The 20,908-nt window shown below is 61.4% G+C and carries 23 protein-coding genes; 13 read left to right on the top strand and 10 right to left on the bottom strand.

Translation table 11 applies throughout. The features are described 5' to 3' along the window. Positions 1-38: 38 nt before the first annotated feature. Positions 39-416 carry a hypothetical protein gene (locus BLQ55_RS10005; RefSeq protein ID WP_060738853.1) on the bottom strand — a complete coding sequence of 126 codons (378 nt, stop codon included), beginning with the start codon at positions 414-416 and terminating at the stop codon, positions 39-41. 196 nt (positions 417-612) lie between these two features. On the opposite strand from BLQ55_RS10005, the gene BLQ55_RS10000 reads away from it, so the two are divergent. From BLQ55_RS10000 to def, 3 genes are all read left to right on the top strand, one after another. Further along, positions 613-804: a CsbD family protein gene (locus tag BLQ55_RS10000; RefSeq protein WP_060738852.1), complete on the top strand. Its 192-nt coding sequence runs from the start codon at positions 613-615 to the stop codon at positions 802-804. A 173-nt stretch (positions 805-977) separates the two neighbouring features. Continuing rightward, the gene (locus BLQ55_RS09995; protein ID WP_060738851.1) at positions 978-1,928 is read left to right on the top strand and encodes a YihY/virulence factor BrkB family protein; all 951 of its coding nucleotides are present in this window, start codon (positions 978-980) and stop codon (positions 1,926-1,928) included. Next, positions 1,925-2,464 carry a peptide deformylase gene (gene def / locus BLQ55_RS09990; RefSeq protein ID WP_092203886.1) on the top strand — a complete coding sequence of 180 codons (540 nt, stop codon included), beginning with the start codon at positions 1,925-1,927 and terminating at the stop codon, positions 2,462-2,464. Before BLQ55_RS09995 ends, def begins: the two co-directional genes overlap by 4 nt. 122 nt (positions 2,465-2,586) lie before the next feature. On the opposite strand, the gene BLQ55_RS09985 is transcribed toward def, so the two are convergent. The 3 genes from BLQ55_RS09985 to BLQ55_RS09975 form a co-directional block, all read right to left on the bottom strand. Beyond that, complete coding sequence (locus BLQ55_RS09985; RefSeq protein WP_092203884.1) at positions 2,587-3,006, bottom strand: GNAT family N-acetyltransferase; 420 nt, start codon at positions 3,004-3,006, stop codon at positions 2,587-2,589. Positions 3,007-3,296: 290 nt separating this feature from the next. Further along, positions 3,297-3,851, bottom strand: a complete 555-nt coding sequence (locus tag BLQ55_RS09980; RefSeq protein WP_092203882.1) for a hypothetical protein — start codon at positions 3,849-3,851, stop codon at positions 3,297-3,299. Positions 3,852-4,009: 158 nt separating this feature from the next. Then, complete coding sequence (locus tag BLQ55_RS09975; protein WP_092203880.1) at positions 4,010-5,041, bottom strand: HTH-type transcriptional regulator GntR; 1,032 nt, start codon at positions 5,039-5,041, stop codon at positions 4,010-4,012. Positions 5,042-5,257: 216 nt separating this feature from the next. Here BLQ55_RS09975 and BLQ55_RS09970 point away from each other — a divergent pair, with 216 nt between their 5' ends. Beyond that, positions 5,258-5,791: a gluconokinase gene (locus tag BLQ55_RS09970; RefSeq protein WP_092203878.1), complete on the top strand. Its 534-nt coding sequence runs from the start codon at positions 5,258-5,260 to the stop codon at positions 5,789-5,791. 91 nt (positions 5,792-5,882) lie between these two features. Then, the gene (locus tag BLQ55_RS09965) at positions 5,883-7,235 is read left to right on the top strand and encodes a GntP family permease (RefSeq protein ID WP_092203876.1); all 1,353 of its coding nucleotides are present in this window, start codon (positions 5,883-5,885) and stop codon (positions 7,233-7,235) included. 182 nt (positions 7,236-7,417) lie between these two features. Here BLQ55_RS09965 and alaC read toward each other — a convergent pair whose 3' ends face one another. Continuing rightward, a complete protein-coding gene (alaC, locus tag BLQ55_RS09960; RefSeq protein WP_060738844.1) occupies positions 7,418-8,635 on the bottom strand; it encodes an alanine transaminase in 1,218 nt (405 codons plus the stop codon). A 207-nt stretch (positions 8,636-8,842) separates the two neighbouring features. Between alaC and BLQ55_RS09955 the strand changes: the two genes are divergently transcribed. Together BLQ55_RS09955 and BLQ55_RS09950 are read left to right on the top strand one after the other, a co-directional pair. After that, positions 8,843-9,505, top strand: coding sequence for a LysE family translocator (locus BLQ55_RS09955; protein WP_092203874.1), 663 nt, complete (start codon positions 8,843-8,845; stop codon positions 9,503-9,505). A gap of 80 nt (positions 9,506-9,585) precedes the next feature. Next, on the top strand, positions 9,586-10,074 hold the full coding sequence (locus tag BLQ55_RS09950) for a GyrI-like domain-containing protein (RefSeq protein WP_092253656.1): 489 nt from the start codon (positions 9,586-9,588) through the stop codon (positions 10,072-10,074). 135 nt (positions 10,075-10,209) lie between these two features. On the opposite strand, the gene BLQ55_RS09945 is transcribed toward BLQ55_RS09950, so the two are convergent. Next, positions 10,210-10,695, bottom strand: a complete 486-nt coding sequence (locus BLQ55_RS09945; RefSeq protein WP_092203870.1) for a GNAT family N-acetyltransferase — start codon at positions 10,693-10,695, stop codon at positions 10,210-10,212. A 142-nt stretch (positions 10,696-10,837) separates the two neighbouring features. Here BLQ55_RS09945 and BLQ55_RS09940 point away from each other — a divergent pair, with 142 nt between their 5' ends. From BLQ55_RS09940 to BLQ55_RS09930, 4 genes are all read left to right on the top strand, one after another. Continuing rightward, the gene (locus tag BLQ55_RS09940) at positions 10,838-11,272 is read left to right on the top strand and encodes a YybH family protein (RefSeq protein ID WP_092203868.1); all 435 of its coding nucleotides are present in this window, start codon (positions 10,838-10,840) and stop codon (positions 11,270-11,272) included. 68 nt (positions 11,273-11,340) lie between these two features. Then, positions 11,341-11,685, top strand: coding sequence for a YciI family protein (locus BLQ55_RS09935; RefSeq protein ID WP_092203866.1), 345 nt, complete (start codon positions 11,341-11,343; stop codon positions 11,683-11,685). 27 nt (positions 11,686-11,712) lie between these two features. Further along, entirely contained in the window at positions 11,713-11,844 is a 132-nt protein-coding gene (locus BLQ55_RS32455; protein ID WP_256326558.1) for a hypothetical protein, read from the top strand. After that, positions 11,844-13,082, top strand: a complete 1,239-nt coding sequence (locus BLQ55_RS09930) for an RNA polymerase sigma factor (RefSeq protein ID WP_092253654.1) — start codon at positions 11,844-11,846, stop codon at positions 13,080-13,082. The genes BLQ55_RS32455 and BLQ55_RS09930 overlap by 1 nt, the downstream gene beginning before the upstream one ends. 427 nt (positions 13,083-13,509) lie before the next feature. On the opposite strand, the gene BLQ55_RS09925 is transcribed toward BLQ55_RS09930, so the two are convergent. The 4 genes from BLQ55_RS09925 to BLQ55_RS09910 all read right to left on the bottom strand — a co-directional run bounded on the left by BLQ55_RS09925 (position 13,510) and on the right by BLQ55_RS09910 (position 18,834). Continuing rightward, complete coding sequence (locus tag BLQ55_RS09925) at positions 13,510-14,853, bottom strand: imelysin family protein (protein WP_092203862.1); 1,344 nt, start codon at positions 14,851-14,853, stop codon at positions 13,510-13,512. 260 nt (positions 14,854-15,113) lie between these two features. Beyond that, complete coding sequence (locus BLQ55_RS09920; RefSeq protein ID WP_092253652.1) at positions 15,114-17,165, bottom strand: putative bifunctional diguanylate cyclase/phosphodiesterase; 2,052 nt, start codon at positions 17,163-17,165, stop codon at positions 15,114-15,116. A 294-nt stretch (positions 17,166-17,459) separates the two neighbouring features. Further along, the gene (locus tag BLQ55_RS09915) at positions 17,460-18,056 is read right to left on the bottom strand and encodes a superoxide dismutase (protein ID WP_003198616.1); all 597 of its coding nucleotides are present in this window, start codon (positions 18,054-18,056) and stop codon (positions 17,460-17,462) included. Positions 18,057-18,231: 175 nt separating this feature from the next. Then, positions 18,232-18,834: a LysE/ArgO family amino acid transporter gene (locus BLQ55_RS09910; protein WP_092203858.1), complete on the bottom strand. Its 603-nt coding sequence runs from the start codon at positions 18,832-18,834 to the stop codon at positions 18,232-18,234. A gap of 97 nt (positions 18,835-18,931) precedes the next feature. On the opposite strand from BLQ55_RS09910, the gene BLQ55_RS09905 reads away from it, so the two are divergent. Together BLQ55_RS09905 and BLQ55_RS09900 are read left to right on the top strand one after the other, a co-directional pair. After that, positions 18,932-19,840 carry a LysR family transcriptional regulator ArgP gene (locus BLQ55_RS09905; RefSeq protein WP_060738833.1) on the top strand — a complete coding sequence of 303 codons (909 nt, stop codon included), beginning with the start codon at positions 18,932-18,934 and terminating at the stop codon, positions 19,838-19,840. A 42-nt stretch (positions 19,841-19,882) separates the two neighbouring features. Beyond that, on the top strand, positions 19,883-20,875 hold the full coding sequence (locus BLQ55_RS09900) for an NAD-dependent epimerase/dehydratase family protein (RefSeq protein ID WP_092253650.1): 993 nt from the start codon (positions 19,883-19,885) through the stop codon (positions 20,873-20,875). Positions 20,876-20,908: the final 33 nt, after the last annotated feature.

Below are 20,908 nucleotides of genomic sequence, written 5' to 3'. Positions count from 1 at the left end.
CTCCCTCGCCACAGGGAACCGGTGCTTCCCGGGTCCGGTTACAACCGGAACTGCGCAAAATCCAGGTTGGTGCCACCCGGCCGCATGTCCTGCAGGTAGGCGTCCTTGTCGGCGCTCAGTTCCAGGCTCAAGGCGGCCTTGCGTTTGCCCTGGTTGCGCACTTCCAGGCCTTCCATTTTTTCCCGCAGGAACACGGTCGGCACCTTCAAGTGCAGCAGCTCATCGGTGGCCGGCGTGTGCAGCAGCAGGTGGATCCATTCGTACTGACCGATGGCCAGGCGCGCCACCGGGATATCGAACCAGAAGATGTTGCGGTTGCGGTTCAATTCGCTGAAATGGCAATTGTTGACGCCCAGTACGGCGCCGCCCAGTTCCTGATTCCTGCGGGCGATGGCCTGCTTTTTATCGAGTTTCATAACGTTCCTACGGGGTTGGAGCTTCAAGCCACGGCCTGAATACGTGGGGCATTCTCGGGGGTTGATCGACAAACATAAAGTGCAACCTGCATTCGACGCTGAAATGTGCCGCTGAAAAAAATGAAACTCCCGGCGAACGGCCCCGGTCAACCCTTATGTAATGACTTTTCGTAGCGTTGTTCACAGGAGAGACACCATGGGTAGCACGAGCGATAAAGTGAAGGGCGTCGCCAACGAAGCCGTTGGCAACATCAAGCAAGGCGTCGGCAAGGCCACCGACAATGACCGTATGCGCGCCGAGGGCGTGGTCCAGGAGAAAAAAGGCGAGGCCCAACAAGCCGTGGGCAAGGCCAAGGATGCGGTCAAGAAAGGCGTCGACAAGGCATAACCGGCCTGTAGTGAAGCGAATGGAACGGTCATCTGCGGATGGCCGTTTTCATGTCGGCTCGAACTTGCACCGGGGAAATTGTTCCAAAGTCGCCAAACAGGTTACTTTGTCTTGGATAACAACCCCATGAGTCGCCAGGCGACCTTCCTTTTTTGCGGCGAAAGGAGACGCACATGATGTTTCCGGCCTTGAAAGGCTTACCTTTGCATCGTGTGATGATGCGTACCGTGACCGAGTTCGTCGACGACGAGATGTCGACCTATGCCTCGGCACTGGCCTACCAGATGCTGTTTTCGCTGTTTCCGTTCATTCTCTTCCTGATTGCCTTGATCGGTTTCCTGCACCTGCCGGACTTCTTCTCCTGGCTGCGCCTGCAATCGGAGCTGGTGCTGCCCCCCCAGGCCCTGGAGCAGGTCAACCCGGTGATCGACCAGCTTCAGCAGTCCAAGGGTGGGTTGCTGTCCGTGGGTATCGTCATCGCCTTGTGGACCGCTTCGGCGGGCGTGCGCCTGATGATGAGCGCGATGAACGCCGCCTACGATGTGGTGGAAGGACGTCCGGCCTGGAAGCGCTTCCCGCTGTCGATTTTCTACACGGTCGGCATCGCCGGCATGCTGCTGGCCGCTGCGGCGTTGATGGTGCTCGGGCCGCAGGTAATGGGCTGGATTGCGGCCCAGGTCGGCCTGGAGGAGTTCATCGTCACGCTCTGGACGATCGTGCGTTGGCCGGTGATCGTGTTCTTGCTGATGGTGGCCGTGGCGCTGATCTATTACGTGATGCCCGACGTCAAGCAGGAGTTTCGCTTCATCACGCCGGGGTCGGTGCTGGCGGTGGTGGTGTGGATCATCGCTTCCCTGGGCTTCGCGTTTTACGTCAAGACCTTTGCCAACTACAACGCCATGTATGGCAGCATCGGCGCGATCATCGTGTTGTTGCTGTATTTCTATATTTCTTCGGCGGTGCTGTTGCTCGGCGCGGAAATGAATGCGGTGATCGAGCACATGTCCACCGAGGGCAAGAACCCGGGTGAAAAGAGCGCGGGCGAGCACGAAAAACAGCATGTGTCGGGCCTGGGGCGCGACCATTCCATCCCTCAAACCCATCCTGACGAAGCCCGACCATGATCCGTGAAATCCTGAAAATGGGCGACGAACGCCTGCTGCGCATCGCCCCGCCGGTGCCCGCCGAAATGTTCGACAGCCCGGAGTTGTGGCAATTGATCGACGACATGTTCCAGACCATGGAAAGCGTCGGCGGCGTCGGTCTGGCGGCGCCGCAGATCGGCGTCGACCTGCAGCTGGTGATCTTCGGCTTCGAGCACAGCGAGCGTTACCCCGACGCCGAGGCGGTGCCCCAGACCATCCTGATCAACCCACTGATCACCCCCCTGGGCCCGCAGATGGAAGAGGGCTTCGAAGGTTGCCTGTCGGTGCCGGGCCTGCGCGGTGCGGTGGAGCGCTACCAACACATCCGCTATGAGGGCTTCGATCCCAAGGGCGAGCCGATCGTGCGTTACGCGTCGGGCTTTCATGCGCGGGTGGTGCAGCATGAATGCGATCATCTGATCGGGCGCTTGTACCCGTCGCGCATCACTGATTTCAGCAAGTTCGGCTTTACCGAAGTGATGTTCCCGGACCTGGACCCCGCCGCCGACGATTGATACCCACCCCTGAACCCCGTGGGAGCGAGCTTGCTCGCGATGGCGGTGTGTCAGCCGCCATTGATGCAGCTGACCTGACGCCACCGCGAGCAAGCTCGCTCCCACAAGGGACTGCCCTGATCTCAGGGTTTTGCAGGCTCCCACCCCATCGCAATCATCGGCTTGCTGCGGGCATACCGGCTCAGGCGCTCGGCCATCGCATAGGGCAGTTCAGGGTCGAAGCTGAAGCCACGCCGCTCATAAAAGCCGCGCAAGTCCGGGTGGCAGAACAGCCACACCGGTTTGTCCACACCGTTCACCGCTTCGGCGATCAATCGCGCGGCTATGCCCTGGACGCGGTACGCCGGGTCGACGAACAACCCCGTCAACCAATGCCCACCCGACACGGGCCGCAAGCACAGGGCGGCGACGATCTCATCGCGCCGTGCCACCCACAGCTGCGCGTCACGCACCGCTTTCATCGAGGATTGGTGAGCGCGATAGAACTTGTTCATCAGCGGCCAAAGCGATGCTTCGAGCGCTGCGTAATGGATTTCGGACATGGTTGGGTCGTGGCGCAGAAGGGGGAGGCAATTATAAAAGAACGCGACTGCGGCGATAGGTGTATACCTGACTTCACATCCCGTATGACTGGAGTACGTATCATGGCCAAAGGCATGGATTCAAAAAAAGCGGCAAAGAAAAAACCGGCGAAGACTGCCGATGAGAAGCGCGCCGACAAAAAAACCAAAAAGGTGAACCTGTTCGGTCATTGAGCCGGTACCGCTTCGGCGGGCCTCAGGTTTGAGCTGGGCGGTCACCCCAGCTCAAACGCTTGGTGATGTGCCGAGGCTCAAAGCGAGGCGAGAAACATGTCCGTGGCCGAGGCTTTGTCGCCCGTGCGGCTTTCTTGGGCCTTTTCCACTTGGGCCATCGCCGACTTGTCCTGCATGCGCTGGGCAATCTCCTGGCTGACCGCCATCTGCTTCTCGGGCGGCATCGCTTCGAACGCTTCCTCGGTAATGCCCATCTCTTCGAGAATACTGTCGCGCAGGCGCTCTTCGGGCGTCTTGCTCATGTAGTCCTTGAACTGCGCCGTGGCGGAGCCGCCCAGTGTCGTGGTTTCTTCAGGCATTGATGAAGCCACGGTCTGCAGTTGCACGCGCGTCTTGGCGAACGCCTCATCCACCTTGTCGCTGATGGCGGTGGCGGCATTGACCTGTTGCGTGGCTCGTCGGGTGAAGGAATCCTGGACCTGGGCACTGCCCTGGCTGGCCTGGGCCTGGACATTATTGCGCAATGCCTGCAGCGCGGCGCTTTGCAGGCCGCTGGCGGCTTCGGCGGTGGGATCCTCGCCCGGGCGTTTGAGTGGCAAGACCATCGCTTGCTGTTTGGCACTGACCAACATGATGAACACCTGTAGGTAATGGCTGAGCGATGGGCAGGAGCAATTCCCATGCCGCCTTCGCAAGGCCCGTATTCCAAAGGGTCTGGACAAGCGCGCGGCGAGCGGGGCGGCCAACCCTTGCCGTCCGACGGCATGGATCGACCGCTTGAGCGTGCGCCTCAGGTGCTTTCGCGAACCTTGAGCTCGAAACCCAGGTCCACCACCGGCTGCGCGATGCGGTTGCCGGCCATCAGCGTCAGCATCTGTTCGGCGGCGCGGCGACCGATGGCTTCCCGTGGGGTGCTGATGCTGCTCAGGCGCGGCACCATATGGGCCGAGGCGGGCAGGTCGTTGAAACCGAGGATCGACACCCGCTCGGGGATCTTGATGCCGCAGCGCAATGCTTCGAGCAGGGCGCCGTGGGCCAGGTCATCGTTGCCGAAGAAGATCGCATCGACGTCCGGGTGACTGGCCAGCAATTGCAGGAACAGCTCGCCGCCCAGGCCCACCGATGATGGACGCGGTGTCAGTACTTCCAGGTCCGGGTCGTACAATCCGACGTTCTGCAAGGCACGCCGGAAACCCTCGCCGCGCAGCAGGGTGCGTTGGTCCAGCTGCGCGCCGATGTAGGCAAGGCGCTTGCGGCCCTTGGAAATCAAGTGCTCGGCCGCCGTTTCGCCAGCCTTGAGCTGGGAAAAACCGACGCAATTGAGCCCGGCGCCGGGGTCCAGTTCCATCATGTACACGCACGGTATGTTGCTGGCCTCGATCATGCGCCGGGCGCTTTCGGTGCGGTCGAAACCGGTCAGCAGCAACCCCCGTGGCTGGTAGGCCATGTAGTTGCGCAACAGGTCTTCTTCCTCGTCCCGGGAGTAGTGGTAGTTGCCGATCACCACTTCGAAACCCTTGGGTCGCAGCACCCGATGGATGGCTTCCAGGGTGTCGATGAACAACAGGTTGGACAACGACGGCACCAGCACCACCACCGAATGGCTCTGGGCCGAAGCCAGGGCGCGGGCGGCGGGATTGACAACGTAGTTGAGTTCCACGGCGGCCTGGCGGACTTTTTCCACCAGTTCCGAGGCGACGGTGCTGACGCCACGCAGGGCACGGGAGGCGGTGATAGGGCTGACACCGGCCAGGCGTGCGACTTCGTTGAGCGTGGGGCGACCGGTGGTGCGAGGATTCTTATCGTTTTTAGGGGCGGTCATCAGGGCGGCTTGCCAAACAAAAATCAAGGCACTAAGGTAGCGCTGTCTCGACGCCGCTGCAAATGCGTGAGCGGGGGTTGCCTGATCCCCTGTCCACGGGTGTCGTGAACGAACATGCTGCAACCACAAAAATGACAAGAAGGCGTCGGCAACTTCTGCTTTTGCTGCGGTGTCATAACTGGCAAAGGTAGCGCTGTCTGCGCGCTGAGGTGTTACATGAACAATCCCATCTCCGCCCTGGTCATCATGGGCGTTGCCGGTTGCGGCAAAACGTGCGTCAGCCAGGCCCTGTGCCAGTTGAGCGGCGCCACCGCCATCGAAGGCGACACGTTCCACCCCGCGGCCAACATCCAGAAGATGAGCGCCGGTATCCCCTTGAACGACGACGACCGTGCCGGCTGGCTCGACAGCCTGTGCGACGAGTTGCGCCGTGTCGATGCCACGGGCGAGCGCCCGGTGCTGACCTGCTCGGCCCTCAAGCACAGTTATCGCGAGCGTCTGCGCAGCGCCTTGCCCGGCCTGGGCTTCGTATTCCTTGAGTTGACCCCCGAAGTGGCCGCCGACCGCGTTTCCCATCGTCCCGGCCATTTCATGCCGTCGACCCTGATCGACAGCCAGTTCGCCACCCTTGAATCCCCTGTCGGCGAGCCCCTGACCCTGGCTCTGGACGCGTCCAGCCACAGCGTTGACGAACTGGCGCAGCAGGCTTACGTCTGGTGGTTGGCCCACGGTTTGAAGCTGGCCAGCTGATTTCAAAAAATTTGCGTCAGAAAGATAGCGCTGTCCCGACGACTCATAAATAACTGCTTCAATAACAACAACAAATCAGGAGACACCTCCCATGTTCGGCATGTCCCACGAGACGTTCCTACTGCTTGATGCAGTGGTCACGGTGATCGGACTCATCGTCCTCATCACCAAGTTCAAATTCCACCCGTTCATTGCGCTGACCATCGCCGCCGCGTTCCTCGGCCTGACGTCGGGCATGCCGACCGGCACCATCATCAAGGCGTTCCAGGACGGCTTCGGTGGCGTGCTGGGCTTTGTCGGCATCATCCTGGCGCTGGGCACGATGCTCGGCAAAATGATGGCCGAGTCGGGCGGGGCCGATCAGATCGCCCAGACCCTGATCCGCGCCTTCGGCAAGGACAAGGTGCAGTGGGCGATGATGTTCGCCGCGTTCCTGGTGGGCATCCCGCTGTTCTTCGAAATCGGCTTCGTGCTGCTGATCCCGCTGGTGTTCATCGTTGCGCGCCGCACCGGCGTGTCGATCATCAAGATCGGTATCCCGCTGCTGGCCGGTCTTTCCGCGGTCCACGGCCTGGTGCCGCCGCACCCGGGGCCGCTGCTGGCGATTGGCGTGTTTGGCGCCGACATCGGCAAGACCATTCTCTATGGTCTGATCGTCGCGCTGCCGACTGCCATCATTGCCGGCCCGATCTTCGGTACATTCATTGCCAAGCACATCCCCGGCCATCCGAACCAGGAACTGGTGGACCAACTGGCCCGCGAGACGAGCGCCGCCGAGCTGCCAAGCTTCAGCATCACCCTGATCACCGTGCTGTCGCCGGTGTTCCTGATGCTGCTCAAGACTTTTGCTGACGTGGCGCTGCCGGACGGCAACCTCTTCCGCGCCTGGATGGACATGATCGGCCACCCGATCTCGGCGTTGCTGCTGGCATTGTTGCTGTCGCTGTACACCTTCGGCTACAAGCAGGGCATCGGTTCCAGCCAGATGCTCAAATGGCTGGACGCCAGCCTGGCGCCGACCGCCGCGATCATCCTGATCATCGGTGCCGGTGGTGGCTTCAAGCAGATGCTGGTCACCAGCGGCGTGGGCGATGTGATCGGTCACATGGCGGTGAGTGCGCAGATCTCGCCGATCCTGCTGGCGTGGTTGGTGGCGGCGGTGATCCGTATCGCCACAGGTTCGGCGACGGTGGCGACCATTACCGGTGCCGGTATCGTGGTGCCGGTGGTGGGGATGATGCCGGGTGTGAACCGTGAGCTGCTGGTGCTGGCGACCGGTGCCGGCTCGTTGATCCTGTCCCACGTCAACGATGCGGGTTTCTGGCTGGTCAAGCAGTACTTCAACATGACCGTGGCCGAGACGTTCAAGACTTGGACCGCGATGGAAACCATCCTGTCGGTGGTGGGGTTGATCTTTATCCTGCTGCTGTCGCTGGTGGTCTAAGCGACAACCTATAACCCTTTGTGGGAGCGAGCTTGGTGGGAGCGAGCTTGCTCGCGATAGCGGACTTGCAGTCGATACTTTACTGACTGTTGTACCGCTATCGCGAGCAAGCTCGCTCCCACACTGGTTTCGGGTGATCAGTAGAGCCAGGGCGGGAGCCTACTCCCACTGTTGGTTCTAGATCAGGCGTTAGGTTTGCTTACCAACCCATCCGCCCTGAACATCCCACGGATCCCACGCACCGCCTGGCGAATCCGGTCCTGGTTCTCGATCAGCGCAAAGCGCACGTGATCATCCCCATACTCCCCGAACCCCACCCCCGGCGAGACACAGACCTTGGCCTCGGCCAGCAGCTTCTTGGCGAACTCCAGCGAGCCCAGGTGCGCATAGGCCTCGGGGATCTTGGCCCAGACGTACATTGATGCCTTCGGGTTCTCTACCATCCAGCCCAGCTCATGCAGGCCCTTGACCAGCACGTTGCGGCGCTGGCGGTACTGCTCGGCGATGTCGCGCACGCATTGCTGGTCGCCTTCGAGGGCGGCGATGGCCGCCACCTGCAGCGGCGTGAAGGTGCCGTAGTCGTGGTAGCTCTTGATCCGCGCCAGGGCGTTGACCAGTTCCGGGTTGCCCACCATGAACCCGATGCGCCAGCCGGCCATGTTGTAGCTCTTGGACAGGGTGAAGAACTCCACCGCGATGTCTTTCGCGCCCGGCACTTGCATGATCGACGGGGCTTTCCAGCCGTCATACACGATGTCGGCGTAGGCCAGGTCGTGGATCACCAGCACGTCGTACTGCTTGGCCAGGGCGATGACCCGCTCGAAGAAGTCCAGCTCCACGCACTGGGCGGTGGGGTTGGACGGGAAGCCGAGGATCATCATCTTCGGCTTGGGGATCGAGCCGCGAATGGCCCGCTCCAGTTCGTCGAAGAAATCCACCCCAGGCACCAACGGCACCGAGCGCACCTGGGCGCCAGCGATCACCGCGCCGTAGATGTGGATCGGATAGCTGGGGTTGGGCACCAGCACCGTGTCGCCCTGGTCCAGGGTGGCCAGCATCAGGTGGGCCAGGCCTTCCTTGGACCCGATGGTGACGATGGCTTCGGTCTCCGGGTCGATGTCCACCTCATAGCGGTCCTTGTACCAGCGCGAAATGGCGCGGCGCAGGCGCGGGATGCCTTTGGAGGTGGAATAACCGTGGGTGTCTTCGCGCTGGGCGACGGTGACCAGTTTTTCCACGATGTGTGGAGGCGTGGCGCCGTCGGGATTACCCATGCTCAAGTCGATGATGTCTTCGCCGCGCCGACGCGCAGCCATCTTCAGCTCGGCAGTGATATTGAATACATACGGGGGGAGTCGATCGATGCGCGCAAAGCGGCGCGGCGAACCTTGTTCGGCCATTATTGCCTCGAGATACGTGAGCGCCCGGAACCGTCCGAGCGACGTTGGCCACTGCGGTGGCCTGCGGCGCAAGATAATCGGGCGGATGTCGGATTGTCCAGTAGCCGCGGCGAACTATTTTCGACGACACTGTCGTCCTGGCCGCGGCGCCATCGATGGTCGCAGCGGCTTGTTGAACCTGCCTCACCAATCCTGATGGAATGAATGATGGAATTTTCCAGCGGTTTCCTGCTGAGCCTTTCGCTGTGCCTGGACATTGGCGTGGCCAATATCGCGATGATCACCCTGGCGATGCAGCGCGGCTATTTCCAGGGGTTCGCCCTGGGCCTGGGCACCTGCGTGGGCGATCTGATCTATGCCGTCCTGGCCTTGGCCGGCATGACTGTGCTGCTGCAATACGAAGCGGTGCGCTGGGTGCTGTGGGTCGGCGGCTCGGTGCTGTTGCTGTACTTCGCGGCCAAGATGATCCACTCGGCGATCTATCACAGCGCGGTACTGGCCGAGGCCGGTGAAGTGCAGGGCAACTCTTCGCGCCAGGAGTTCTTGCGCGGGATTTTCCTGGCCATGTCATCGCCCAGTGCCATCCTCTGGTTCGCGGCGGTGGGCGGTACGCTGATCGCCCGTTCGGGTGGCGGAACCTTGCTCAGCTCGGCGCTGTTTCTCAGTGGTTTTCTCTGCGCCGGGCTGCTGTGGTGCGCGGCCTTGTGCCTGGCGGCGACCCAGGGCGGCAAACTGTTGGGGGATAAGTTGTTGCGTTATTCCTATTGGGCATCCGCCGCGATCTTCTGTTATTTCGCGGTGTACGTGATTGTTTCTGGCTACAACGAGTTTGTAGGAAACGCCGTCACCGGGGCCCTGCCTGGCATCTGATTAGCGAAACGGCCCTGGCAATCACGGTTTGGCTTCTATACTGCCAAGCCCGACTTCACGTTTTGCTGGAGTGTTGCCGCATGGAAAAGCCCGAACGCGATTGCACAGCCGTACCACGCTTTGAACAGGGACGTTTTCAGCTCGTCGCCGGCTTTGGTGCTCGGTTTACCCAGGACACCGCCCAAGACATCCCTTTGCTCTGGGAAAAGTTCCTGCCCTGGCTCGGCAAGGTGCCAGGGCAGAAAGATGAAGTGACCTACGGTGTGTGTTGCAACCCGGACGGGAAGGGTGGGTTCGAATACATCGCCGGCGTTGAAATCAGCCGGCTCGACGATTTGCCGGAGCAATACCGCTGGATCGAAATCCAGCCAGGCCATTACGCGGTCTTCGAACACAAAGGGCCGTTGAAAAAACTGCCGGATACGTTTCAGTACATCTGGAAAGAATGGCTGCCCCATTCCGGTTACGAAGCGGCGGATGAGCCTGAATTCGAGCGCTACAGCGAAGACTTCAACCCCAGGACCGGCCAAGGCACCCTGGAGATCTGGATCCCGATCAAGCCAAGCTGATCGTCGCAGGTCCCCTGTGGGAGCGAGCGTGCTCGCGATAGCGTCAGGCCAGCCACTTTGATGTTGACTGAAACACCGCTATCGCGAGCAAGCTCGCTCCCACATTCAGCACCTATCGATCGTTGATTCTGTTTGTCAGAACGTCAACCCCATACGCCGCTCATAACCGATGCGGCCCTTATAGGCTTCGCCACTGTCGACCCAGCCCAACCGGGCGTACAGGCCAATGGCCGAGACGTTATCGGGATCGACCGAGAGCTCCAATCCGTGGATGTCCGGCCAGGCGGCTCGTGCCACGGCGGGCAGCGCCTGCAGGCAGGCCTTGCCATACCCTTTGCCCTGGGCCCGGTGGTCGACTTGCAAGGCATGCAGGGTGGCGCTGTGTTCGTTGGCCCAGGCGGGCAGTACCGGCGGGCGCTTGAGCAGCAGGAAGGCCACCGGCACCTCGCCAGCCAATAGCGCAAAGCCTTTGACCCCTGGGCCGGGCCGGGACAGCAGCATGTGCAGGGCGCCATGGATATCGCCGGCGAACCTGATCTGTTCGGGGTGGAGTTCGATGGCGCTGACCTGTTCGCGTTGCAGCGCGGTCAGGTCTTCGTAGGGGACGAGTCGAGCGGTCACAGAAACGTCCAATGCTTGCCGGCAGAATAGGACTGGGATTCTAGCGAATTTTCTCTTTGGAATTATTTTTGTTGGATTGTCGATTCGCTGTTTTTCCAAACGACAAAGGGTGTCTTCAACAAAAAAACTGCGGAGAATCACCATGGATACCCAAGCCACTGAAACCCGGATCCAGGCCTTGATCGACACCTACCGTCAAGCCGTCATGGCCAAGGACGTCGAAAAAGTCATGGCGCTCTATGACGATAACATTGTGTCGTTCGATGCCATCCAGGCCCTGCAATTCAAGGGCAAGACCGCTTACCGGGCTCATTGGCAAGCCTGTATGGAAATGTGCCCCGGCCCGCACAAGTTCGACTTTCATCAGGTCAAGATTACCCCGGCCGACAACATCGCCTTCGCCCACTGGCTGGCCTATTGCGGCGGCACCAACGAGAAAGGCGAGGAACAGGCCTGCTGGATGCGTGTGACGGCCTGCTACCAGCGTGTAGCCGGACAATGGCTGATCGTCCATGAACATTGGTCCGCTCCGTTCGACCCGATGGCCGGGACGGCGCTGTTCGACCTGCAACCCTGATCGTCGGTTTTTTTCGCCGGGCGTCATTCTGCCGTCCATAGTTGATCAGTCCGAACACGGAGCCTTCCATGAAGTACCTATGCCTGGTGTATAGCAACGAACAGACGCTGCACAACTCGCCCGACAGCCCGGAGGACGCCGAGTGCATGGCCTATGCCGAATCGATCCAGGGCAGTGGGCGCATGCTGGCCGCCGAAGCCCTGGAGTCGGTACAGACCGCTACCACGGTGCGCATGCGTGGCGGCAAGCTGTCGATCACCGACGGCCCCTTCGCCGAAACCAAGGAGCAGCTGGCGGGCTTCTACCTGATCGACGCCAAGGACCTCAACGAAGCCATCCAGGTCGCCGGCCATATCCCGGCGGCCCGGGTCGGCTGCGTTGAAGTGCGACCGGTACGCCAACTGAACCCCTGAACAACAATCACACACAGGATTTCATTCATGAACCTCACCGCTGCCCCTTGCGCGTTATCCATCAACCGGGTCATCGATCGCCAGGCACACGACCCTGAGGGTTGGGGCCAGGGCCTGGACCGGCTTGAGACGCTGGTTGCCCAAGGCATGCCCGACTGATGTCGGTCGAAACGGTCAAGGCGCGGGTCGAGCAGGTTTATCGACAAGACTCGCGGCGGATCCTGGCGACGCTGATTCGCCTGCTGGGTGATTTCGAACTGGCGGAAGAGGCCTTGCACGAGGCCTTTTTCATTGCGGTCGAGCGCTGGCAGCGCGACGGTGTGCCGGACAACCCGCGGGCCTGGCTGGTGTCTGCGGGGCGCTTCAAGGCCATCGACAGTTTGCGCCGACGCGCGCGTTTCGCCGCGTCCCAACCGATGTTGATCGCTCAACTCGAGGCGCTGGAACAGGATCCGTGGAGTGACGAAGACGTGGAAGACGATCGCCTGCGGCTCATCTTTACCTGTTGCCACCCGGCCCTGGCGGCGGATGCCCAGGTGCCCCTGACGCTACGGGAAGTCTGCGACCTGAGCACCGAACAAATCGCCCGGGCGTTTCTCGCCGCCCCGGCGGCCATTGCCCAGCGCATCGTGCGGGCAAAGGCGAAAATCCGTGATGCCAGGATCCCCTATCAGGTGCCGTCCCGCGCGGAACTGCCGGAGCGGTTGGACAGCGTGCTGCGGGTGATCTACCTGGTGTTCAACGAAGGCTATTCGGCCTCGATGGGGGCCGAGTTGACTCGCGAAGACCTCACGCGCGAAGCCATCCGTCTCGGGCGTCTGCTGATGGAGTTGCTGCCCGAGGCCGAGGTCATGGGGCTGCTGGCGTTGATGTTGCTGCACGAATCCCGGCGCCCGGCGCGAACGTCGTCGACCGGTGAACTGATTCTGCTGGATGAGCAGGTGCGATCCTTATGGGATGCCGAGCTGATCGCCGAGGGCTGTGCGTTGGTGGAAGCCGCGCTGAAAACCCGACGGTTCGGGCCGTACTGCCTGCAAGCGGCGATTGCGGCGGTGCATGCCGAAGCGCCGACGGCTGAGCAGACCGATTGGCCGCAGATCGTCGGGCTTTACGATGTGCTGCTGCGGGTCGTGCCGTCGCCGGTGATCGAACTCAACCGCGCCGCCGCCCTGGCCAAGCGCGACGGACCACAGGAAGGGCTGCGCCTGGTTGACGGGATACTCGCCCGGGGGGATTTGACGGACTATCACCTGGCCCACTCGGCGCGGGCGGAGTTCTGTCGGCAGTTGGGGCGGGTGGACGAGGCGAGGGCCGCCTACCAACGCGCGCTCGAACTGACGCAGCAACTGCCGGAACGGCGGTTTATCGAAGGGCGGCTTGCCGGGTTGCAGCCATGAACCACCGTGCGCCCCTTGTGGGAGCGAGCTTGCTCGCGCTAGTGGTAGACCCGCCTACATCAATATTGACTGATAGACCCCCATCGCGAGCAAGCTCGCTCCCACAAGGGTAGTGATGACTGATCTCGCATTTTCGAAATACCAGAAAGCACTGTGGGAGCGAGCCTGCTCGCGATAGCGGTAGACCAGCCAACATCAATATCGACTGATAGACCCCCATCGCGAGCAAGCTCGCTTCCACAAGAATGGTGATGACTGGTCTCGCATTTTCGAAACACCAGAAAACCCTGTGGGAGCGAGCTCGCTCGCGATAGCGGTAGACCAGCCAACATCAATATCGACTGATAGACCTCTGTCGCGAGCAAGCTCGCCCCCACAGGTTTTGTGGCTTGGCTGGCTGCGTTGACCCGCAGCCAGCCGGCGTTGATCAGAACTCGTGATCAGCGTTGTCCGGGTTCAGGTCGCTGATGCCCAGTTTGCCCGCAGCCTGTTCGATCGAACCGGTCTGCTTGACCAGTGCGGCGATGGCGTCGCGCACGATCTGGTTACCGGCAGTGTTGCCGGCGGCGATCAACTGGTCGTAGTGCTCACCCTTGTTGGCGTGATCGACCATGACCTGGATCTTGGCCTCGGTGTCGGCCAGGTCGGCCTTGAGCGCGGTGTCCGCGGCCGGGTCGGCCTTGGCGACCAGGGACGACAGGCTGGCGCCGGTCATCTTGGTGCCGTCGACACGGGTGTATTCGCCCAGGTACACGTTACGCACGCCCTTGGCATCGTAGAAGTGCGAGTTGTGGGTGTTGTCGCTGAAGCAATCCTGTTCGTCTTCCGGCGAGTTGGCTTCCAGGGACACCTTCATGCGCTCGCCCGCCAGTTCACCCAGGGACAGGCTGCCCATGCCGAACAGCATCTTGCGCAGGCCGCTTTCGGCCGGCTCGGCTTCCAGGGTGGCGCGGTAGTTGTCGGCCACGTTCGGCTTCCAGTTGCCGACCATTTCTTCCAGGTCGCTGACCAGCAGTTGGGTCACGGACTTGAGGTAGGCACGACGACGGTCGTTGTGGCCGCCAGTGGCGCCGGCGCCTTCCAGGTAATCCGAAGCGGGGCGATTGCCGGCGCCCGGGCCGGTGCCGTTGAGGTCCTGGCCCCACAGCAGGAATTCGATGGCGTGGTAACCGGTGGCGACGTTGGCCTCGGAACCGCCCAGTTCGTTCAGGCTGGCGAGTTTTTCCGGGGTGATGTCCTTGACGTCGACCTTGTCTTCGCCAACCTGGACTTCGGTATTGGCGATGATGTTGGCGGTGGCGCCCGGGTTACCCAGGGCGTGCTCGTAGGACTTGTCGACGTAGTCGATCAGGCCTTCGTCCAGGGGCCAGGCGTTCACCTGGCCTTCCCAGTCGTCGATGATGGTGTTGCCGAAGCGGAACACTTCGCTTTGCAGGTACGGCACGCGTGCGGCGATCCAGGCAGCCTTGGCGGCTTTCAAGGTGTCGGCGTTCGGCTTGGCCAGGAACGCGTCGACGGCGGTTTGCAGGGTCTTCGCAGTGGATTCGGCATCGCTGTAGACGGCATAGACGATGTCGGCATAGTGCGCGACAACAGCCTTGGCGGCGGCTTCGTCGACTTTGCCGGCGGCAGCAGGGGCGACCGGTGCCGAGGTGCTGGCGGCCGGCGTTGGCGCTTGCGGCGCGGCGGCCTTGTCTTTGCCTTCGCCGCAACCGGCGAGGGAAATAGCGATGGCCAGCAGACTGGCGGTAGCCAGGGGCATACGAATCATGGCGAACATCCTGCTTCGGTGATGGATGGGACAGGCGCGAGGGTGCGCAAAAACTGCGACATAATGCGAAAGATTTGCATTATGTGTAAAGGGTTATGGTTGTAAATATTTCTTATTTAATGAAGGGATCGGCAGCGTCCCGTAGGAGTTGCCGAGCGAAGCGAGGCTGCGATCTTTCCACTGCCCATCGAGTCTGGAGCGAAAGATCAAAAGATCGCAGGCTTCGCCAGCTCCTACAGGAACGTGGCAAAAGAGAGGAATCAGAGGATGGACACCTTGCTGCGCTCGGCCTGCTTCAGGTAAAGGCCCAATTCCCGCGCCGGTAGCGGCTTGCTGTAGTAATAGCCCTGACCTTCGTGGCAGCCCTCGGCGATGATGTAGGCTTCCTGCTCGACCGTCTCGACGCCCTCGGCAATGACCTGCATCCCCAGGCTCTTGCCCAATTGGATGATGGCCCGGACGATGGTTGCGTCGTCTTCGTCGTCGAGCAGGTCCTGGACGAAGCTCTTGTCGATCTTGATCTTGTCCAGCGGCAGGCTCTTGAGGTAGCTCAGGGACGAATAGCCGGTGCCGAAGTCATCGATGGCAATCAGCGCTCCGGAGCGACGCAGGCTAAGCAGGTGTTGGGCCGCGGTGGTGATGTCTTCCATCAGGCCGGTCTCGGTGACCTCCAGCTCGAGGCTGCGCGGTGGCAGCCGGTATATCTGCAGGAGATTGTTCACCACCCGTGGCAGTTCGGCATGGTGCAGTTGCACGGTCGACAGGTTGACCGCCATGCGCAGGTCGAGGAAACCCTGGTCGTGCCATTCGCGCAATTGCCTGCACGCCTGGTCCAGCACCCATTCACCGATGGCGATGATGGTGCCGTTCTGCTCGGCCAGGGGAATGAACAGGTCCGGCGGCACAAGGCCGTGCTCGGGATGGTGCCAGCGGATCAGGGCTTCGGTGCCCACCACCCGCAGGTCGCGGTAGCTGATCTGTGGCTGGTACACCAGGGAGAACTGCTCGCGGACCAGGGCCTCGCGCAGGTCTTTTTCCAGCTCGCGGCGGCGGCGCATCTCGCTGTCGACGCTGGCGATGTAGAACTGGTAGCGATTGCGCGAGCGACTCTTGGCCAGGGTCATGGTCTGCTCGGCTTTCTGCAACAGTTTCTCGGTGCTGTCGCCGTCTTCAGGGAAGAGGGTGATGCCGATGGTGGCCCGCAGGCGGATTTGCTGATCGTCGATGGCGAACGGTGCTTCCAGGTCATCGAGGATGCTCTGGGCCAGTTCGGCGGCCTCGTAAGGCTGTTCGATGTCGGCCTGGACCAGGGCGAACTGGTCGCCCCCCAGCCGCGCCAGTGCGCCGAGCCGCCCACTGTGGGCCCGCAGTCGATCGGCCAGGGCCAGCAGCAACTGATCGCCGGTCTGATAGCTGAACTGTTCGTTGATGCCCTTGAAATCATCCAGCCCTACACACAACACCGCCACCCGACGTTGCAGGCGTCCGGCGTCCACCAGGATCTTGTCCAGCTGCTGTTGAAGTTGCTGGCGGTTGGGCAGACCGGTGAGAAAGTCGTACTGGGCCATTCGCAGCAGGCTGTTTTCCGCTTCGTGACGCAGGTGCGTGTTGCGCTCGATGGATTCGAGCAGTTGGTTGGCCGTATTGATCCACAGGCCCAGTTCGTTTTGCTCGTGGCCGCGCAACTGCGGGATCTTGTGCGCGCTGGGGCGATCGGGGTTGATTTCGGTCAGGTGCTCGATGATCCGCGACAACGGCTTGGTCAGCAGCCAGTGATAGACCAGGTACAGCACCAGGCCCATGGCCAGGGCCCGCAGCATCCCGGAGATGAAAATGATCACCGAGCTGACGATGAAACCCTCGCCGTAGGTGGCCGTGTCGAGGGTAATGCTCAGGTCGCCGTAATATTCGCTGTAGGGGCCACGTCCCACCAGTTGCGTGGTGAAGGTGCGCTCCTTGCCCAGGATCAGGTCGGTCAGCCAGCGGCTTTCAGAGTGCTGCAAGGGGCGGGTTTTTTCGGCGAGCATGGTTTCGCGGGGATGGCCGATGGACGCCATGCGCACGGCTTGGTCCTGGAACAGGCCTTCGATCACTTGCATGCCCATTTCCCGGTCCAGGCTGTAGACGGCCTGGGTCGATGGATCGCGGAACATGTCGAGGATACGCTGGGCATCACTGGCGACGGCCTGGTTGGTTTTGTAGGCATCGAACACAATCTGGGCGCAGCTCAAGACCATGCCAACGATCAATGCCGAGAGGAGCACGACCCGGAGCAACTTCACAGACAAGCTGTTCTTGAGTTCCAGCTTCAAAGAGTGGTTCCTTGTTCCGTGCGGGTAGCGTCAAGTTGCCATGAGTATTGGCAATCCTGTGATGTCAGTCAAAGGGACAATCAAACACAAGGGTTTTCGCTTGAAACCTGGCCGATGTACGTTTTTTCCAGAGTGATTGCTCTACGACCATTGTGTCGGTTGCAAGGCACCGCAACTTGAGGCCTGCCGGGATTTTTTCTTGGGTTCCGGACACGAGGTATTTGGCTTGCGATCAATTTTCTCACGCAAAAAAAACCCGGCACGGCGCCGGGTTTCCTTTGTCTGGCATCGAGCTTAGGCAGTAAAGGCTTTGCCTTCGAACTGCTCGGCGACGAATTTCCAGTTGACCAGGTTCCAGAACGCTTCGACGTATTTCGGACGAACGTTGCGGTAGTCAATGTAGTAGGCGTGTTCCCACACGTCGCAGGTCAACAGCGGGGTGTCGCCGCTGGTCAGCGGGTTGCCGGCGCCGATGGTGCTGGCCAGGGCCAGGGAACCGTCAGCCTTTTTCACCAGCCAGCCCCAGCCGGAACCGAAGGTGCCGATGGACGTCTTGCTGAACTCTTCCTTGAACTTGTCGAACGAGCCGAATGCCTTGTTGATGGCTTCAGCCAGGGCGCCGGTTGGTTGACCGCCGGCGTTTGGCGCCAGGCAGTTCCAGTAGAAGGTGTGGTTCCAGACCTGAGCGGCGTTGTTGAAGATGCCGCCCGAGGAAGTCTTGACGATTTCTTCCAGGGTCTTGCCTTCGAACTCGGTGCCAGGCACCAGGTTGTTCAGGTTCACGACGTAGGTGTTGTGGTGCTTGTCGTGGTGATATTCCAGAGTTTCTTTGGAGATGTGCGGCTGCAGTGCGTCGTGTGGATAGGGCAGCGGCGGCAATTCGAAAGCCATGGTGATTCTCCTAATCAGGTCAGTTGCGGTGAGCGCAAGGCCGATCACGGGCGGCCAGACTAGCGCCGGGGAGTTTGTACTCTTTGCGGCGCAGGAGTCGGATCATAGCACCGGGGGTGCGGCATAACCACGCAACAACTGTGTGGAATAGAGGTTCCAGAGCGGTTTGGAATAATCAGCCGGCGACAATCAATTGCATCGCCACGGTAAACATCATCACCGCCACCAACAGGTCAAGGATCCGCCAGGTGCTTGGACGGGCCAACCAGGGGGCCAGCCATGCGGCACCGATGGCCAGGGTGAGGAACCACAGCAGCGAGGCACTGGCCGCGCCCACCACATAGGCGCCGGGCACGCTCTGCTGGGCACCGAGGGAGCCGATCAGCAGCACGGTGTCGAGGTAGACGTGGGGGTTGAGCAACGTCACCGCCAGCGCGCTGAGCAAGACTGCCCGCAGCGAGCGCACAGCCTGGTTTTCACCCTGTTGCAGGCTCTGCTTCGAACAGGCCCGGCGCAAGGCCAGGCTGCCGTACCAGAGCAGGAACGCCGCGCCGCCCCAGCGGGCAATCGACAGCAGTAACGGGCTCTGGGCCAGCAAGGTCGCCAAGCCGAACACTCCGGCGGCGACCAACAGGGCGTCGCAGGCGATGCACAGCGCCGCGACCGGCAAGTGGTGCTCGCGGCGCAGGCTCTGGGCCAGCACGAATGCGTTCTGGGCGCCGATGGCCATGATCAGCCCGAGGGCCACCAAGAGCCCGTTCACATAGCTTTGCCACATTGTTTTATCCCCCGGCAGTTGATGAATTGCTGGCCATTCTCCTGTGGCGAGTTGTATAAGAAAAACAAATATTGCTGATTGCTCATTAGGGAAACTGATGTTCGATTACAAATTGCTCTCTGCCCTGGCCGCCGTGGTCGAGCAGGCCGGTTTCGAGCGCGCGGCCCAGGTGCTGGGTTTGTCGCAATCGGCCATTTCCCAACGGATCAAGCTGCTGGAGGCGCGTGTCGGTCAGCCCGTTCTGGTGCGTGCCACACCGCCAGCACCCACGGAAATCGGTCGTCGGTTGCTCAACCACGTGCAACAGGTGCGGCTGCTCGAGCGCGACCTGCAGAGCCTGGTGCCGGCGCTGGATGAAGAGGGCCTGCCGGAGCGTTTGCGCATCGCCTTGAACGCCGACAGCCTGGCAACCTGGTGGGCCGCTGCCGTGGGAGATTTCTGCGCCGACCATCACCTGTTGCTCGACCTGGTGGTGGAAGACCAGACCGTGGGCCTCAAGCGTATGCGCGCCGGTGAAGTGGCGGCCTGTGTCTGCGCCAGCGAACGCCCGGTGGCGGGTGCTCGCAGCGTGCTGCTGGGGGCGATGCGCTACCGGGCGTTGGCCAGTCCGGCCTTCATCGCCCGGCACTTTCCCGACGGCGTGCGGGCCGATCAACTGGCTCGTACGCCGGCATTGGTGTTTGGCCCGGATGATTTCCTGCAGCATCGCTACCTTGCGTCCGTAGGCGTGGAGGGCGGTTTCGAGCATCATTTATGCCCCTCGTCCGAAGGTTTCATCCGTCTTGCCGAGGTGGGGTTGGGCTGGGGGCTGGTGCCGGAGCTGCAAGTGCGCGAACAGCTGGAACGGGGCGTGCTGGTGGAATTGTTGGCAGATAAACCGATCGATGTGCCGCTGTACTGGCATCATTGGCGCAATGGTGGACAGTTGCTCGGCTTATTGACTGAGCGATTGATCGCAGCGGCAAGCAGCACGCTGCAAGCGGTAAGTGAAAAGCGCTTGGCTTGACGCTTGTGGCTTGTAGTTCGAATCTGATTTTTAGGAGCATGCATGAAGATTTTGGTCACCGGCGCGAGCGGCTTCATCGGCGGGCGTTTTGCGCGTTTCGCCCTGGAGCAGGGCCTGGATGTACGGGTCAACGGTCGCCGGGCCGAGAGTGTGGAACACCTGGTGCGTCGCGGTGCGCAGTTCGTCCAGGGCGACCTGAACGACCCTCTGCTGGCCCGCGACCTGTGCCTGGATGTCGAGGCCGTGGTGCATTGCGCCGGCTCCGTGGGACTGTGGGGGCGCTACCAGGATTTCCATCAGGGCAATGTCCAAGTCACGGAAAATGTCGTCGAAGCCTGTCTCAAGCAGAAGGTGCGCCGCCTGGTTCATCTGTCCTCGCCGTCCATTTACTTCGACGGCCGTGACCACCTCGGATTGACCGAAGAACAGGTGCCCAAGCGCTTCAAGCACCCTTACGCCGCCACCAAGTACCTGGCCGAGCAGAAAGTCTTCGGTGCCCAGGAGTTCGGCCTCGAAGTGCTGGCCCTGCGCCCGCGTTTCGTGACCGGTGCCGGTGACATGAGCATTTTCCCGCGCCTGCTGAAAATGCAGCGCAAGGGACGACTGGCCATTGTCGGCAACGGGTTGAACAAAGTGGACTTCACCAGTGTGCAGAACCTCAACGAAGCGTTGCTCAGCAGTCTGCTGGCCACCGACTCTGCCTTGGGCAAGGCCTACAACATCAGCAACGGGGCACCGGTCCCGCTGTGGGACGTGGTCAACTATGTGATGCGCCAGATGGAAGTCCCGCAGGTCCGGCGTTATCGTTCCTACGGCTTGGCCTACAGCCTCGCGGCCCTGAATGAAGGATTCTGCAAGTTGTGGCCAGGTCGTCCCGAGCCGACGCTGTCGCGCCTGGGCATGCAGGTCATGAACAAAAATTTCACCCTGGATATCAGTCGTGCCCGGCATTATCTCGATTACGATCCGCAGGTCAGCCTGTGGACCGCCCTCGATGAATTTTGCGCCTGGTGGGGTGTCCAGACAGCCCGCTGATCGGCCCATCCTGAACCGAGTGCCGGGTTCGGG

Origin of the sequence: Pseudomonas sp. NFACC13-1, assembly GCF_900104425.1 — a bacterium.
GTDB lineage: Bacteria > Pseudomonadota > Gammaproteobacteria > Pseudomonadales > Pseudomonadaceae > Aquipseudomonas > Aquipseudomonas fluorescens_AA.
The sequence above is the reverse complement of the archived record's forward strand: the minus strand, read 5'-3'. Positions and strand labels throughout refer to the sequence as shown.

What these genes read in the sequence shown, in the direction of transcription:
- BLQ55_RS10005 (WP_060738853.1), bottom strand. Translation starts at nt 416, where the DNA reads ATGAAACTCGATAAAAAGCAGGCCATCGCCCGCAGGAATCAGGAACTG.
- BLQ55_RS10000 (WP_060738852.1), top strand. Translation starts at nt 613, where the DNA reads ATGGGTAGCACGAGCGATAAAGTGAAGGGCGTCGCCAACGAAGCCGTT.
- BLQ55_RS09995 (WP_060738851.1), top strand. Translation starts at nt 978, where the DNA reads ATGATGTTTCCGGCCTTGAAAGGCTTACCTTTGCATCGTGTGATGATG.
- def (WP_092203886.1), top strand. Translation starts at nt 1,925, where the DNA reads ATGATCCGTGAAATCCTGAAAATGGGCGACGAACGCCTGCTGCGCATC.
- BLQ55_RS09985 (WP_092203884.1), bottom strand. Translation starts at nt 3,006, where the DNA reads ATGTCCGAAATCCATTACGCAGCGCTCGAAGCATCGCTTTGGCCGCTG.
- BLQ55_RS09980 (WP_092203882.1), bottom strand. Translation starts at nt 3,851, where the DNA reads ATGTTGGTCAGTGCCAAACAGCAAGCGATGGTCTTGCCACTCAAACGC.
- BLQ55_RS09975 (WP_092203880.1), bottom strand. Translation starts at nt 5,041, where the DNA reads ATGACCGCCCCTAAAAACGATAAGAATCCTCGCACCACCGGTCGCCCC.
- BLQ55_RS09970 (WP_092203878.1), top strand. Translation starts at nt 5,258, where the DNA reads ATGAACAATCCCATCTCCGCCCTGGTCATCATGGGCGTTGCCGGTTGC.
- BLQ55_RS09965 (WP_092203876.1), top strand. Translation starts at nt 5,883, where the DNA reads ATGTTCGGCATGTCCCACGAGACGTTCCTACTGCTTGATGCAGTGGTC.
- alaC (WP_060738844.1), bottom strand. Translation starts at nt 8,635, where the DNA reads ATGGCCGAACAAGGTTCGCCGCGCCGCTTTGCGCGCATCGATCGACTC.
- BLQ55_RS09955 (WP_092203874.1), top strand. Translation starts at nt 8,843, where the DNA reads ATGGAATTTTCCAGCGGTTTCCTGCTGAGCCTTTCGCTGTGCCTGGAC.
- BLQ55_RS09950 (WP_092253656.1), top strand. Translation starts at nt 9,586, where the DNA reads ATGGAAAAGCCCGAACGCGATTGCACAGCCGTACCACGCTTTGAACAG.
- BLQ55_RS09940 (WP_092203868.1), top strand. Translation starts at nt 10,838, where the DNA reads ATGGATACCCAAGCCACTGAAACCCGGATCCAGGCCTTGATCGACACC.
- BLQ55_RS09935 (WP_092203866.1), top strand. Translation starts at nt 11,341, where the DNA reads ATGAAGTACCTATGCCTGGTGTATAGCAACGAACAGACGCTGCACAAC.
- BLQ55_RS32455 (WP_256326558.1), top strand. Translation starts at nt 11,713, where the DNA reads ATGAACCTCACCGCTGCCCCTTGCGCGTTATCCATCAACCGGGTCATC.
- BLQ55_RS09930 (WP_092253654.1), top strand. Translation starts at nt 11,844, where the DNA reads ATGTCGGTCGAAACGGTCAAGGCGCGGGTCGAGCAGGTTTATCGACAA.
- BLQ55_RS09925 (WP_092203862.1), bottom strand. Translation starts at nt 14,853, where the DNA reads ATGATTCGTATGCCCCTGGCTACCGCCAGTCTGCTGGCCATCGCTATT.
- BLQ55_RS09915 (WP_003198616.1), bottom strand. Translation starts at nt 18,056, where the DNA reads ATGGCTTTCGAATTGCCGCCGCTGCCCTATCCACACGACGCACTGCAG.
- BLQ55_RS09910 (WP_092203858.1), bottom strand. Translation starts at nt 18,834, where the DNA reads ATGTGGCAAAGCTATGTGAACGGGCTCTTGGTGGCCCTCGGGCTGATC.
- BLQ55_RS09905 (WP_060738833.1), top strand. Translation starts at nt 18,932, where the DNA reads ATGTTCGATTACAAATTGCTCTCTGCCCTGGCCGCCGTGGTCGAGCAG.
- BLQ55_RS09900 (WP_092253650.1), top strand. Translation starts at nt 19,883, where the DNA reads ATGAAGATTTTGGTCACCGGCGCGAGCGGCTTCATCGGCGGGCGTTTT.